Origin of the sequence: Bacillus sp. LB7 (assembly GCF_030449715.1) — a bacterium.
Lineage (GTDB): Bacteria > Bacillota > Bacilli > Bacillales > Bacillaceae > Bacillus > Bacillus paralicheniformis.
On record NZ_JASGCA010000007.1, the window covers coordinates 157,805 to 172,585 of the forward strand.

Below are 14,781 nucleotides of genomic sequence, written 5' to 3' on the forward strand. Positions count from 1 at the left end.
TTCCTCTCCCCCGTTCATTTTTCCCGTTTGTCCCCGGTCATAAAATCTTACAAACTCTAATCCTATTGTAGGTTTTCAAATCTATACAAACAATATATAATTTAGATTAAAACTATCTCATTTTGAGATGAGCAGGTGAAACAACGATGGAATTACGCCAATTGCATTATTTTATGGAAGTTGCAGAAAGGGAGCACGTATCGGAAGCGGCCATGCACCTTCACGTCGCTCAGTCGGCGATCAGCAGGCAGATCGCCAATCTCGAAGAAGAGCTAGGTGTTGATTTGTTCGAGCGCGAAGGCCGCAATGTGAAGCTGACTCCGATCGGCAGACAGTTTTTAGATCATATTAAAACGGCGATGAAAGCGATCGATTTCGCGAAAGAACAAATCGATGAGTATTTGGACCCGAATCGCGGGACCGTTAAAATCGGTTTCCCGACAAGTCTTGCGGGCCAGTTCCTCCCGACGGTTATTTCCGCTTTTAAAGAGGAGCATCCTAATGTCGCTTTTCTTTTAAGGCAGGGATCTTATAAATTTTTAATCGAAGCGGTGAAAAACAGGGATATCGATTTGGCTTTTCTCGGTCCTGTTCCGTCAAATATCGCTGAGATTAAAGGGGACATTTTGTTTTCGGAAAGCCTTTTGGCACTCGTGCCGATCAATCATCCGCTATCAGGCCAGAAAAGCCTTCATCTAGGCGATCTCAGAAATGATCAGTATGTGCTGTTTCCAGACGGATACATCCTTCGAAAAATGGCTGTTGATGCATGCAAGCAAGTGGGATATACGCCTAAAATTTCCTCAGAGGGCGAAGATTTGGATGCGATCAAAGGGCTGGTTTCTGCTGATATGGGGGTGACGCTTTTGCCGGAAAGCGCCTTTAATGAAACGGCTCCCCGTTTTACAAAGAAGATTCCGATTGATTATCCTCAAGTAAAGCGCACAGTCGGAATCATTACCCCTAAAAACAGGGATCTTTCCCCTTCTGCAAAAGTCTTTTATCAGTTCGTAAAGAAGTTTTTTTCTCGCCTTCAGCAATACCAATAGCCAGTATGACAACGAAATCAGCCGGGCGCAAAAGCTTGGCTGCTTTCATTTTATCATAAACAGCTATTGATATCTGAATTTTCTGCACATTTATTCACTGCCGCATCTCTTCTATTGTAAAAAGTGCATCTTATATATGTATGTTCATCCCCTTTTTTTATGCTGATTTTTCATACTGACGCCAGTTTTTTCTGTCTAAAAACTGACTCGCCTGCCTGGCTGCAGCCTGGAACCGGCCCTGGACTCGTCAAAACCGCTGAAGTGAATGACATATTGCATCACACAAAGGATCGAAAAGACGATCATATCGCCGCTCCCGTGACGAAGATTAAAAAAAGGCCGCCATTCAGGCGGCTTATCGTTTCATTTTATTCCTTACTTTTTCGGCATATCGGTATGGATTAAATAATGAATCAACGCTTTTTGCTCCTGTTCGGAAAAGCCGCTTTTGGCGTCGATCCAGAATTCATGACCTTTGCCGGTTACCCTGACCGCTTTTAAGTCGGGCGATTCCGAATTGCTTGTGACGACCTGCTGTCTTAAGTCTCTGTCGATCATCGCCAGCAAACTGTTATAAGGGTCCGCCTGTTTACCTTTTATGACCGTATTTGGTATGCCCGTCTCTTTTAATGAGCTTCCCACAGCAACCCCTCCGTCGTGCAAATAAGGAGCGCGCCAGTAAACGCCGATCAGACTCGGCACTTTGTACCCGCCTTCGGAATCTCCCTGCGCCCACGAAAGCTTGATCTGTTCGGGGTCAAACCCGGCTGTCGGGACTTTCAGGATCTTTGGCTTGCGCGGCAGAGGCACCGGTGTGTCAGGTGAATGTATAAGGCTTTTCCCGAATATGTTTTCCGTTTTCTTAAAAGACCGGGCCCTTGTCGGCTCGGTTCCGATTGTTTCAGCCGAGATGACCTTGTTGTTCGTCAAATACCGGCCGGCATGGCAGGATATGCAGCCCGCTTGTTCAAAAACGCGCCTGCCGCGCCTGACGGTTTGTCTGTCAGTTTTTTGCCGCGGATCAGGCGGTCTAAGTGTATTTTGCCAGGCGGATACAGCGTTGTTTTCTTCATTCACTTTTCGTCCGGGTGAGCTCACAAGTACGCCGTCGGGCGCCGCCAATGTGATGTTAGGAAAGCTTGGCGGCTTGACCATTTGGTTGACGCCCGGTACTCCGGGAGTGGGATCGGCTTTTTTGAAAAACGCAGTCGGACTTTCCTTTTTTTTCGGCTGATACCTGTATGTTGAGGCGGGAGCTCTTTGCAGGATCGTCCCGATATAAACATCTTCGCTCATGCCGAAAAGCGCCCGGCTTGCCGGGGCTTGCGAGAGGCTGTCCGAATTTTGCGCATGAACATTATTACTGAATACAGTCAAGCCTTTAAAAGGACCGGCCATTGCAGCGCCGCTCCAGCTGTACGGATGGTCGCCCAATGTATAAGCATCCGGAATCTGCGTGGGATTGCTTTTCATATCGATCGTCGAGTCGAAAAAACCTCTCGGCCACTTCAGGAAGATACGATCGACTGCATCTTCGAGGCGGTCCGGATCGGGGAGGCGTTCTTTTTTGCCGTTTCTGGCGGTGATCATAGTGCTTTTATCATTCATGAATTGTTGAATGTTATCAATTTCGGCATGTGTAAAATATGCCGCTGAATTTGTCGCCAGCGCCAGCATCAGCCCTGTATTTAAATCAGGATTTGTCACGCCTTCCATCACCTTCATCGTTTTCGGATCGACTGCGGCGTGGCAGGCCGCGCAGCTGATGCCGGCTTTGATTTTTCCGTCAGCGTATTTGAAAGGCATGCCGAGCGGTGCGTATGCCCCTTTTGCAACATCAATGCCGGTGTCGATCTTCTCGCCTTTTTTAAAGGTTTTCCCCCCGATCTTAACGGTTTCGGCCAATTCGATGCGCAAGTTCGTCGTCCCTTTCCCTTTCAATCCGGCAATGGCTTTCGTCATGTTGGCTGCTGTAATTGGACCGTCAAGCAGTCCGGTGATATCTGTTAAAAACACTTCATTGCCGAAAGTTTCCTTATAAAACGTCTCCCGCCCCAAGTCGAGCAGGCGGTCATCAACCTTTACAGCTCCCTCCCCTGCGGAGGCGGGCTTGTCCGGTGTAAATGCTCCCCATAGATCGTATCCGTGCACTCGTTTTTCCTTTGAGATGACTTTTTCTTTAGGAGGCATATATGCATATTCCGGTTCAAGATGTCTGACCACTACATAGCCAATAACGGCTAAAATTGCGATGATAGCAAATGCGGCTAACCATTTATGCTTTTTCATCATTGACCCTCCTTTCTAATTGAATAGGCTTCCCAAGTGCTTCCGTGATTCATTTAGAACCTATTACCAGCTATAACTTCCGGCGTCCCATGCCAAAATATGCATATGATGGGATTAAAGGAATGAGGCCGTTTTGAAAAAGCTAAGCATTGTACTTGTCATTTTTATATGTGCGCTGATTTCATTTATTATATGGCTGAATGCCGGGGATGAAAAATTGGGGCTCCCGGATGAAGAAGCAGAGGCCGTCAAATCTTCCAAAAAACCGGTCATTGTCCTGATCATCGACTCTTTGATGGATCAGCCTTTGAAAAAAGCGATTCAAGAAGGCCGCGCCCCGGCATTAAAATTCTTTCTTGAAAACGGTCATTATGAACCTGAAGTGGTGAGCGCGTATCCGACGATGTCGGTCTCGATTGACAGCACGCTGCTCACCGGAACTTATCCGAATATCCACCGCGTTCCCGGGCTCGTCTGGTATAACCAGGATGAACAGAGAATCGTGAATTACGGGAGCGATAAAAAAGAAATCGTCGCGCTAGGCATCAAACAAACGATCGAAGACGGACTATATTCTCTTAATCACCTCCATTTAAGCCGAAAGGCGGCAACGGTCCATGATGATTTGCAAGCGCGAGGAAAACAGTCGGCATCCATCAACGGGCTCATATACAGGGGGCCTGACCGCCGCGAATTAAACATCCCGCCCCCGCTCAAGAAGCTTAAATTGATGCCTGAACATATGACGGTAAACGGGCCGGCTCTTTTTTCATTCGGCCGCTTTGCCCAGCTCGATCCCGATAACCCCTACCACCATATTTGGCAAGGTTATGGCGTTAACGACAAGTTCACGGCACAGGAAATAGCCTATTTAATTAAAAAGAGGAAGCTTCCTGCGCTGACTGTCGCCTACTTGCCCGATTTTGACCACGATGCACACAAAAAAGGCCCGATGGATATGAAAGGCCTCGAAAAAATGGATCAGCAGCTGCAGCGCATATTGAATGCATATGATTCTTGGCGCGATGCGGCCGAAAAAGCAGTGTGGGTCGTCATGGGTGACGGCGGGCAGACAGCGATCGGACGCGATAAAGACAAGGCCGCCATCCGGCTTCATTCGCTTTTTAAAGGATACCGGATCGCTAAAATAAACGAAGTCCCCGATCGAAACGATCAGCTTCTTTTTGCGGTAAACGACAGAATGGCATACATTTATGTCACGGATCGAAACATGCCGCTGCAAGATGCCGTCAATGAATTGAAAAAAGACGAACGAATCGCTTTCACAGCGTGGAAAAAAAACGGCTGGATATACGTCGATTCGAAGCGTTCTTTAAAACCGCTGCGGTTTCGTCCGGAAGGCGGTTATCAAGATCCTTACGGGCAGTCATGGACGATCAGCGGAGATTTTTCTTTATTGGACATGAAAGCGGACGGCGCATCGATCAAATACGGCGATTACCCGGATGCTCTTGCCCGCCTGTACAGCGCCATGCATTCGCATCGCGGACAGTTTGTGATCGCCGATGCGAAACCCGGGTTCCAATTTGCCGGCGAAAAGTCTCCCCTCCATTTTGGCGGAGGCGGCCATGGCTCGCTTTATAAAACGGATAGCTTGGCTCCGATGATCATCGTCGGATCGGAAAAAGTTCCGGAACATCTTCGCCATCTTGAAATGAAAGATTTTTTTATGAAGCTCGTACAATGACCCGATCATGTCATCAATGATCGGGTTTTTCTTTTTTCTAAGTTTCTTCTTTGACAATCTTTTGTTGTTCTATGTATGATAATACAGTGTTTTAGTTTATTTACTTAATTAATTAAAATGGAGAAGCAGGTGCTTTTATGAAACAAGACAAAGTCAGCCGCGAGACCGTTATACAGTTGATCGAAGCTTTCAAACGGCTGCGGTATGCGGAAGTGAAACAGTCATTTCCTGCAGTTGAATGGAAAAAGACTGAGGCAAAAGCGCTGATGTTTTTAAATGAAGCAAGCGGTGAAGGAAAAAAGGCATCCGAAATCAGCCGCGCTCTACATGTCACCTCCCCCTTCGTCACGCAGATGTTGAACAGAATGGAAAAAAAAGGACTCGTTTTTCGGCGTATGGATGAGAATGACAGGCGGATCGTCCGGATTTTTTTAACCGATGAAGGAAAAAAAGCGGCGGACGATGCGCTTAAAGGACTGGATCGGTGGTTCCTGCAGCTCACCCGGTTTCTGGGCGAGGATGAAAGCAGGCAGTTCGCCGATTTGATTCATAAGTTATCCGAGTTTATCGAACACGGAGAAAAAACAAGTGAAAAGAAGGTTGAAAAATGATCTCACTCTTAAAATATTTAAAGCCTTATAAGCTGCAAGTGATTCTTGTCGCTGTTTTTACTTTGCTGAGCAGTGTGCTTGAGCTTTATTTGCCGATGTTAATGGCTGATGTCGTTGATGTCGGAATCGTGAACGGCGACATGCCATTCATATTGAGAACCGGCGGCTGGATGATCGCCTGCTCTCTTCTGGCTATCATCATGACTGTCGGAAAAGCGTTTTTCGCTTCGAAAACAGCCCTCGGCTTTGGAAGAGATATCAGGCGCAAGCTGTTTGTTAAAGTTGAACACTATTCAATGGATGAATTCGGAAAAATCGGTTCTGCTTCTCTCATTACCCGTACCACCAACGATGTCAAGCAAGTCCAAGATGTGCTCAACATGATGCTTTCATTGATGACGAGAGCGCCGTTAATGCTGGTCGGCGGTATTGTGCTTGCCGTTTCCAGAGATGCCAAGCTGTCGATTATATTTCTGGCCGCTCTCCCGATCCTTGCGGGGCTGATTTTTCTCATTACAAGGAAAGCTGTTCCCTTATTCGGCGTTCTTCAAAAAAAGACGGATCGTCTTAACCTCGTTCTCAGGGAAGGTTTGACGGGGGTTCGCGTCATTCGCGCGTTTAACCGTGTTGATCAAGAAAAAGCCCGTTTTCAAAAGGCAAACGAAGAGTTTCGCGATACAGGTATCGCCGTTAACAGAATCATGGCTTTTCTATTCCCGGTCATGATGATTATGATGAATTTCACGAACATCGCGATTATCTGGTTCGGAGGCATCCGCATCGATCAAGGCAGCATGCAGGTCGGGAACTTAATGGCTTTCCTTCAATATGCATCCATGATTTTAATCGCGCTGATCATGCTTGCGATGACATTCGTGATGATCCCAAGGGCTCAGGCGTCTGCCGACCGCATTAACGAAGTGCTGTTAACAGTGCCTTCGATTACCGATCCGAAAGAGCCGCAGAAAGACAGCGGCCTGCGCGGTTATGTGGAATTTCAAGATGTGACTTTTCGTTATGCCGGAGCTGAAAAGCCCGTTCTCGAAAATATCACGTTCAAAGCAAAACCGGGTGAAACGACTGCGCTCATCGGCAGCACAGGGGCCGGAAAAACGACGATTCTTCAATTGATCCCGAGATTTTTCGATATTGAAAAAGGGTCTGTGCTTGTCAACGGAACAGATGTCAGAAAGATGGCGCAAAAGGAGCTTCGCGCGAAAATCGGCTATGTCCCGCAAAAAGCTTCAATATTCAGCGGGACGATCAAGGACAATATCCGATTTGGCAAAGAAGACGCAACAGATGAAGAAATTTTGGAAGCACTTGAAACGGCACAGGCTGCCGAGTTTGTGGAAGGCAAGAAAAATGGAATTGAATCTGATATCGAGCAGGCCGGAGCCAACCTTTCAGGCGGCCAGAAACAGCGGCTTTCCATCGCCCGGGCATTGGTCAGAAAACCGGAAATTTATTTATTTGACGACAGCTTTTCCGCGCTTGATTACAAAACGGATCAAAAGCTGAGAAAAGCGCTGAAGAAAACCACCGCTGATGCCGCCGTCATTATTGTTGCCCAAAGGGTAAGCACGATTACGGATGCGGACCAAATCATCGTATTAAATGAAGGAAAAATAGCCGGTATCGGCACCCATCAACAATTGCTTGCTGAAAATGACATTTACCAGGAAATCGTGGCATCACAGCAGGCTGAGGAGGAAAGCGCATGAGCCAACAACAAAAGCATCACGGCTCGATACCAAAAGGAATGCACGAGACAAAACCGAAAGAATTTAAAAAGACCCTCTTGAGATTGGCCCGCTATTTAAAACCGCGGACCTTCCAGCTGGTGCTCGTTGTCTGTGCTGCAATATTGGCGACGTTGTTTAATGTCATCAGTCCAAAACTTCTCGGAGATGCGACCTCTTCCCTTTTCGCCAGCTTTACAGAAGGCACCGGTGTTCAATTCGGCTTTCTCGGCAGGATCACGATGATCCTGGCAGGGCTGTATCTGCTTTCTGCTTTCTTTACGTTCTTGCAGCAATACCTGATGGCCGGCGTAGCCCAGAAAACGATATACGAAATGCGCCAGGAAGTGAATGAAAAGCTGACGCGGCTCCCTTTAAAGTACTATGACAAGCATTCGCACGGCGACACGCTCAGCCGCGCAGTCAATGATATTGACAATATTAATACGTCACTGCAGCAGGCGCTGACGCAAATGATTACGTCTGTCATTACGATAGTCGGCATCATTGTCATGATGCTTCTCATCAGCCCTGTACTGACGCTCGTCGTCTTCATCACGGTTCCGCTCAGCATGCTCGCTGTCCGATTTATAGCCTCATTTTCGCAGAAACACTTCGGCGTGCAGCAAAAAGAACTCGGCGACATCAACGGACACGTTGAAGAGATGTTCACAGGGCATCAGGAAGTAAAGGCATTCGGTCATGAAGAAAAAGCGATTCAGCAATTCGATGAAGTGAATGAGCGTCTTTACCAGTCAGGCTGGAAAGCGCAGTTTATTTCAGGTCTGATGATGCCGATCATGACATTCATTGGCAACCTCGGCTATGTATTTGTCAGCATTACCGGCGGTATTTTCGTTCTTAACGGCACCCTTTTGATCGGAGGCGTGCAGGCTTTTATTCAATACACGCAGCAATTTTCCCAGCCGCTCGTTCAAGCTGCCGGAATCGCGAATACAATCCAATCGGCAATCGCATCCGCCGAAAGGGTGTTCAGTCTTTTAGACGAAGGCGAGGAAATCGAGGAGACGCCGGCTTCCATCGATACCGGCACATTAAAAGGCGATGTATCATTTGAACGTGTCGCCTTCGGCTATGATGAAAACGTTCCGGTCATCCGCGATTTAAGCCTCCATGCCAAAGAAGGTCAGACAATTGCGATCGTCGGACCGACTGGCGCAGGAAAAACGACGATCATCAATTTGCTGATGCGGTTTTATGAATTAAACAAAGGCAGCATCAAGGTCGGCGGCACCGACATCAGCGAACTGTCGCGCGAACAGGCCAGAAGCATGTTTGCGATGGTTTTGCAGGACACATGGCTGTTCAACGGCACCATCCGCGAAAACATCGCCTACGGACGTGAAGGCGCGACAGATGAAGACATCATCAGAGCGGCAAAAGCCGCCTATGCCGACGATTTTATCCGCACCTTGCCGGACGGCTATGATACGGTACTGGGCGAAGATGCCCAAAACATCTCGCAAGGGCAGCGGCAGCTCCTCACGATCGCGAGAGCCATTTTAGCCGATCCGAAGATTTTAATATTGGATGAAGCGACAAGCAGTGTCGACACCCGAACGGAAATGAATATTCAAAAAGCGATGAATAAACTGATGGCTAACCGCACAAGCTTTGTCATCGCCCACCGTCTTTCTACCATAAAAGATGCCGATTTGATTCTTGTGATGAAAAACGGAGATATTATTGAAAAAGGCAGCCATGAAGAGCTTCTTCGTGAGAACGGATTTTATGCCGATTTGTATAACAGCCAGTTCTCCCATGGAGAAGCTGTCAGCTGAAAGATCGAGGCCGTACCTGATCAGGTGCGGCCTCGTTTTTTTCATCCATCTCTGAGCTGATGTTCCCGCAGTTGTTCAGCATACCTCGCCTTTTTACCTTTTTTAGATCCGATACTTTCGGCCAATTGACAATTTTTTCATGATATGTCCGTTGAAACCGTTGTAAAAATAGTGATAACGTAAAGATTGAACCGGTTCATCATGTATAAACGATTCATGTTAAAGGAGAGAATTGACTGTGGCAAATTCAAATTCACTTCAATCAAGCAAGCACTATGCCAATTGGATTCCGATGAAGGAAATCAGCTCCCGTAATGACCGGCTGTTTCCGTTCCCGATTTATAACCGGATCAGAAAGACGTCTCCTGTACGTTACGATGATGAGCGAAAATGCTGGGATATCTTTTCGTATGAAGACGTTCAATTCGTGTTAAAAAACCCGAAGCTTTTCTCTTCAAAGCGCGGCGGTAATATGGAAGGAAAAAGCATATTAACAATGGACCCGCCGAGACACACAAAAATGAGGGCTATCGTTAATAAAGCTTTTACGCCGAAAGCGGTGAAAGAGCTTGAGCCGCATATCGAAGAAGTGACGGCTTTTTTATTTAACGAAGCGAAGCAGAAGGATTTGTTTGATGTGGTGGATGACTTGGCTGCTCCCCTTCCCGTCATTATCATTGCTGAACTTTTGGGCGTTCCGGCTGAAGACCGCCTCATGTTTAAACATTATTCAGACATCCTTGTCGCAGGTGCGGAAGACCGCTCGGCTGAAGCCGCTCAACAGATGTACAAACGCCGTGAAGAAGGCAATCGGTTTTTGGCGGATTATTTTAAAAACATTATCAAGCAGCGAAAAAAGGAGCCAAAAGACGACCTGATTTCGCTTTTGCTGCGGGCGGAAGTTGACGGCAAGTCGCTGACAGAAGAAGAGCTGCTGAATTTTTGCATCATTCTTTTGGTCGCAGGCAACGAAACGACAACCAACCTGATCGCAAACAGTGTCCGCTATCTCACCGAAGACAAAGCCACACAGGAAGCCGTAAGACAAGATTTGTCCCTTGTTCCTGTTTTTGTTGAAGAAATACTGCGGTATTATCCGCCCGTGCAAGCGATCGGCCGCACGGCGGCTGAAGACCTTGACATCAAGGGCGTGCGGATTGCAAAAGGTTCCACGGTGATCAACTGGGTCGCTTCAGCGAACCGTGACGAACTGAAATTTGACGATCCCGACAGCTTTAGGCTTGATCGTAAATCAAACCCTCATATGAGCTTCGGCTTCGGCATCCATTTTTGTCTCGGTGCTCCCCTTGCCCGGCTTGAAGCGAAAGTCGCACTCGATTACTTGCTGCGGCATGCATCAGTGGAAAGGGACAGCTCAGAGGAGCTTGAAGCGATTCAAAGTCCGTTTGTCTTCGGCGTCCGCCATCTCCCCGTACGCCTTTCGCAAAAATAGCATGAAAAAAGGACAGGCTGTTTCAAGCCTGTCCTTTCCCGATTGTTTAAGGGTTTGTAGACCACATGCCCGCTGATTTAATGAAAATGCGAGGGTGCAGTTTAAGCTGGGCGACCATGTATTCGGCCAGATCTTCGGGCTGCATGACGCGTTCCGGATTGCCGTCTGTTAATTTGGAGTCGATTGCCAAGTCCGTCGCAACCGTGCTCGGTGTAAGGGCGCTCACGCGGATATTGTGTTTTCTGACTTCCTGCATCAGCGATTCGGTCAATCCGAGTACCGCGAATTTAGACGCGCTGTAGGCGCTTGTCCCGGCTGCTCCCCTTTGGCCTGCTGTAGAAGAAATATTAATAATATCGCCCGCTTTTCTTTCGATCATTTCAGGCAGAACGACGCGTGTTACATTGTAAACCCCCATCAGATTCACCTGGACAATATTTTCCCACTCTTCAGGGGATTGCTCAAGAAATCCTGCAAACCCGCCGATCCCGGCATTGTTAATGAGAATGTCGATTTGTCCAAGCTCTCCTTTTACGGATTGGACCGCACGTTCTACAGCTGTTAAATCCTTTACGTCAGCTGCGGCTACAGATACTTTTACGCCGAACGCCTTTAATTCCTCTGCTGCTTTTTCAAGATTCGCAGCTGTACGGCCGATAAGGGCGATATGTACGCCTTCTTTTGCAAGGGCAATCGCTGTTGCGCGGCCGATCCCTCTTCCCCCTCCTGTAATCAGAGCGGTTTTGTTTTGTAAAGATTGCATATGAAAAACTTCCTTTCTCTATGTATCACACGTTTAAATTATAGGAAAATAAACTGCGTTTTTGCAAATATGACGACTTGCGAAGAATAAACCGCCTGCGAACCGCCCATTAAATCGGCCATCGTTATATTCGATTGCTTGAAGAAACAAAAAAAGAACCTGGATCGTTTTACCAGGTTCTTTTCATATTGCATAAAAACAGACGCGATGATATAATCAGATCACGTATGTTTTAGATTAATAGTCATAGGTATCCCATCTTATACTTTAAGTCTAACATATTGAAAAGCTCTTGTCAAATTTTTTTCGAAGGAGAGATGCAGAATGAGTGATTTCGTTCTCGGTTTTCACGAAATGGAAAAAACACAGCTTTTGCTTGTCGGGGGAAAAGGGTTAAATTTAGGTGAATTATCAAACATTCAAGGAATACAAGTACCAGAAGGCTTTTGCGTCACGACAGCAGCGTTTCAAAAAGCCATCAATCGAAACGAAACGTTCCAAGCGTTGCTGGATCAACTGGCCATGCTAAAAGTTGAGGATCGGGATCAAATTGGTGAAATCAGCAGGAAAATTCGGCAAATCATTATGGAAGCAGAAATTCCTTCTGATGTTGTGAAAGCAGTTGCACACTATCTCTCCCAATATGGCGTGGAACATGCTTATGCAGTGCGTTCCAGTGCGACTGCTGAAGACTTACCGCATGCTTCTTTTGCCGGTCAACAAGATACCTATTTAAATATTATCGGCATGGATGCGATCTTGCAGCATATCAGCAAATGCTGGGCTTCCCTGTTCACGGAGCGCGCGGTCATCTACCGTATGCAGAATGGATTCGATCACAGGCAAGTTTATTTATCCGTTATCATTCAAAAGATGGTTTTCCCGCAGGCTTCAGGGATTATATTTACCGCTGATCCGATAACTACCAACCGGAAACTGCTTTCAATCGATGCCGGATTTGGACTTGGAGAAGCTCTTGTCTCCGGCTTGGTCTCTGCCGATTGTTATAAAGTGCAAAATGGCCAAATCGCCGATAAGAGAATAGCGGCCAAGAAATTGGCGATTTATGGACGAAAACAAGGCGGAACAGAGACAAAGCAGATCGATCCTGATCAGCAGATGTCTCAAACACTCACTGACGGGCAAATTTTACAGCTGGCCCGTATCGGAAGACAGATCGAAGCTCATTTCGGCCAGCCGCAAGATATCGAATGGTGTTTGGCTGATGATACATTTTATATTGTTCAGAGCCGGCCGATCACGACTTTATACCCGATCCCTGAAGCGAATGATCAAGAAAATCACGTCTATCTATCTGTTGGTCATCAGCAAATGATGACTGATCCTATTAAACCGTTGGGATTGTCTTTTTACCTGTTAATTACTCCTGCACCGATGCGTAAAGCCGGCGGGAGATTGTTTGTTGATGTTGCGCCTAGGCTGACAACACGTGCCGGCCGGGAAACTTTATTAAATACCGTGGGAGCAGATCCGCTTACAAAAGACGCACTCATGACCGTAATCGAGCGAGATTTTATAAAATTGATACCAAATGATCAAACAGCACCGATTCCGGGCAATGGTCAAACAGATATGCCGGCGCAATTCGAGAACGATCCGACAATCGTTTCTGATTTGATGAAGCGCAATCAAACATCGATCGAAAAGTTAAAACAAAATATCCAAGCGAAATCGGGATCGGATTTGTTTGATTTTATTCTGGAAGATATCCAGCAATTAAAGAAGATCGTATTTGACCCGCAAAGTACGGCTGTGTTTATGGCTGCTATAAATGCGACAACATGGATCAATGAAAACATGAACAAGTGGCTAGGCGAAAAAAACGCCGCTGATACCCTTTCTCAATCTGTACCGGGCAATATTACTTCGGAAATGGGTCTGGCACTGATGGATGTGGCGGATGTGATTCGCCCTTATCCAGAAGTGATTGATTATTTGCAGCATGCAAAAGAAGATCACTTTCTCGATGAACTGGTTAAGTTTGATGGAGGAAAGCAAATCCAAGACGCTATCTATGATTATCTCAGCAAATACGGAATGCGGTGTCCCGGAGAAATCGATATTACAAGACCTCGCTGGAGTGAAAAACCAATTACACTTGTCCCTATGATTCTTAGTCATATTAAAAACTTTGAGCCTAATGCCGGCAATCGAAAGTTTGAACAAGGGCGGCGGATTGCTTTGGAAAAAGAACAAGAGTTAATCGATCGATTGAAGCAATTACCGGATGGTGAACAAAAAGCTAAAGAAACAAAACGAATGATCGACCTCATTCGGAATTTCATCGGCTACCGGGAATATCCAAAATACGGCATAGTCAGTCGCTACTTCGTATACAAGCAGGCGTTGCTGAAAGAAGCCGAACAACTCGTACAAGCGGGCGTTATTCATGAAAAAGAAGATATTTACTACCTCACTTTTGAAGAGCTTCACGAAGCCGTACGCACAAAAAAAATAGATGACCAAATCATCAGCAAACGGAAAGACGAGTACAAATCATATGAAAAACTAACTCCACCGCGTGTGATTACGTCTGATGGCGAAATCATTACAGGTGCGTACAAACGAGAAAATTTGCCGGCTAATGCGATTGCAGGCCTGCCTGTTTCTGCCGGAGTGATAGAAGGAAGAGCGCGTGTCATTTTAAACATGGAAAATGCCGATCTGGAAGATGGAGATATATTAGTCACCTCCTTTACCGACCCAGGCTGGACACCATTATTTGTATCTATAAAAGGCCTGGTCACCGAAGTCGGCGGATTAATGACCCACGGAGCGGTGATCGCACGCGAATATGGCCTGCCGGCAGTTGTCGGAGTGGAGAATGCTACTGGGCTGATAAAAGATGGGCAACAAATTCGCGTGCACGGTACAGAGGGATATATCGAAATATTGTAATGGTGTCTGCTGCGAAAAGGAATACGGGAGTCGACAGTGCATGTAAAAGAACTCTTCAGGTTTGGAGAGTTCTTACCTTTTTTATCTATCAGGGAAAGGATCCGGGCATGATTTTCTTCAGTCAGAACAGCTGCCCGCAATACAGGTAAAATACACCGTAATAATGGACTTATTTGACTGAACGGATGATCTATGCCCTTCCCTCCCTGTCTTTTCATAATCATCCACTCGTTAACTTGAAAAGATGAACCTGACAATTTTATTGTAAATATGGGTGAAACCGAGTATACTCATATAGTTGCCAATCATGAAGAAAAATGATGAACGGCGGTGGAGACACGTTATTATATAAGATGAAAAACGAAAGAAGCAAATTGGGACTCCGGATATTCGGGAATCCTACATATCATTTGTCGTCATGTTTTTGGGTAAATTGTATTACAGG

9 protein-coding genes are annotated in these 14,781 nt (G+C 46.5%); 7 read left to right on the plus strand and 2 right to left on the minus strand.

Features of this window, described 5'->3' with window-relative positions:
* Window positions 1–146 precede the first annotated feature (146 nt).
* Window positions 147–1,049: a glutamate biosynthesis transcriptional regulator GltC gene (gene gltC, locus QMZ64_RS11740; protein ID WP_265626854.1), complete on the plus strand. Its 903-nt coding sequence runs from the start codon at window positions 147–149 to the stop codon at window positions 1,047–1,049.
* A gap of 375 nt (window positions 1,050–1,424) precedes the next feature.
* On the opposite strand, the gene QMZ64_RS11745 is transcribed toward gltC, so the two are convergent.
* Entirely contained in the window at window positions 1,425–3,341 is a 1,917-nt protein-coding gene (locus QMZ64_RS11745; protein WP_265626852.1) for a di-heme oxidoredictase family protein, read from the minus strand.
* Between the two features lie 130 nt (window positions 3,342–3,471).
* Here QMZ64_RS11745 and QMZ64_RS11750 point away from each other — a divergent pair, with 130 nt between their 5' ends.
* From QMZ64_RS11750 to QMZ64_RS11770, 5 genes are all read left to right on the plus strand, one after another.
* On the plus strand, window positions 3,472–5,046 hold the full coding sequence (locus tag QMZ64_RS11750) for an alkaline phosphatase family protein (RefSeq protein ID WP_301441314.1): 1,575 nt from the start codon (window positions 3,472–3,474) through the stop codon (window positions 5,044–5,046).
* Window positions 5,047–5,183: 137 nt separating this feature from the next.
* On the plus strand, window positions 5,184–5,657 hold the full coding sequence (locus QMZ64_RS11755; protein ID WP_265626849.1) for a MarR family winged helix-turn-helix transcriptional regulator: 474 nt from the start codon (window positions 5,184–5,186) through the stop codon (window positions 5,655–5,657).
* Window positions 5,654–7,381 carry an ABC transporter ATP-binding protein gene (locus QMZ64_RS11760; protein WP_265626848.1) on the plus strand — a complete coding sequence of 576 codons (1,728 nt, stop codon included), beginning with the start codon at window positions 5,654–5,656 and terminating at the stop codon, window positions 7,379–7,381. The genes QMZ64_RS11755 and QMZ64_RS11760 overlap by 4 nt, the downstream gene beginning before the upstream one ends.
* Complete coding sequence (locus tag QMZ64_RS11765; protein ID WP_301441315.1) at window positions 7,378–9,201, plus strand: ABC transporter ATP-binding protein; 1,824 nt, start codon at window positions 7,378–7,380, stop codon at window positions 9,199–9,201. Before QMZ64_RS11760 ends, QMZ64_RS11765 begins: the two co-directional genes overlap by 4 nt.
* Window positions 9,202–9,439: 238 nt before the next feature.
* Entirely contained in the window at window positions 9,440–10,654 is a 1,215-nt protein-coding gene (locus tag QMZ64_RS11770; protein WP_265626845.1) for a cytochrome P450, read from the plus strand.
* Between the two features lie 46 nt (window positions 10,655–10,700).
* Here QMZ64_RS11770 and QMZ64_RS11775 read toward each other — a convergent pair whose 3' ends face one another.
* Window positions 10,701–11,417: a 3-ketoacyl-ACP reductase gene (locus QMZ64_RS11775; protein ID WP_265626844.1), complete on the minus strand. Its 717-nt coding sequence runs from the start codon at window positions 11,415–11,417 to the stop codon at window positions 10,701–10,703.
* Between the two features lie 324 nt (window positions 11,418–11,741).
* On the opposite strand from QMZ64_RS11775, the gene ppsA reads away from it, so the two are divergent.
* Window positions 11,742–14,336: a phosphoenolpyruvate synthase gene (gene ppsA / locus QMZ64_RS11780; protein ID WP_265626843.1), complete on the plus strand. Its 2,595-nt coding sequence runs from the start codon at window positions 11,742–11,744 to the stop codon at window positions 14,334–14,336.
* The last annotated feature ends 445 nt before the right edge of the window (window positions 14,337–14,781 follow it).

What these genes read in the sequence shown, in the direction of transcription:
- QMZ64_RS11765 (WP_301441315.1), top strand. Translation starts at nt 7,378, where the DNA reads ATGAGCCAACAACAAAAGCATCACGGCTCGATACCAAAAGGAATGCAC.
- QMZ64_RS11775 (WP_265626844.1), bottom strand. Translation starts at nt 11,417, where the DNA reads ATGCAATCTTTACAAAACAAAACCGCTCTGATTACAGGAGGGGGAAGA.
- ppsA (WP_265626843.1), top strand. Translation starts at nt 11,742, where the DNA reads ATGAGTGATTTCGTTCTCGGTTTTCACGAAATGGAAAAAACACAGCTT.
- QMZ64_RS11755 (WP_265626849.1), top strand. Translation starts at nt 5,184, where the DNA reads ATGAAACAAGACAAAGTCAGCCGCGAGACCGTTATACAGTTGATCGAA.
- QMZ64_RS11760 (WP_265626848.1), top strand. Translation starts at nt 5,654, where the DNA reads ATGATCTCACTCTTAAAATATTTAAAGCCTTATAAGCTGCAAGTGATT.
- gltC (WP_265626854.1), top strand. Translation starts at nt 147, where the DNA reads ATGGAATTACGCCAATTGCATTATTTTATGGAAGTTGCAGAAAGGGAG.
- QMZ64_RS11745 (WP_265626852.1), bottom strand. Translation starts at nt 3,341, where the DNA reads ATGATGAAAAAGCATAAATGGTTAGCCGCATTTGCTATCATCGCAATT.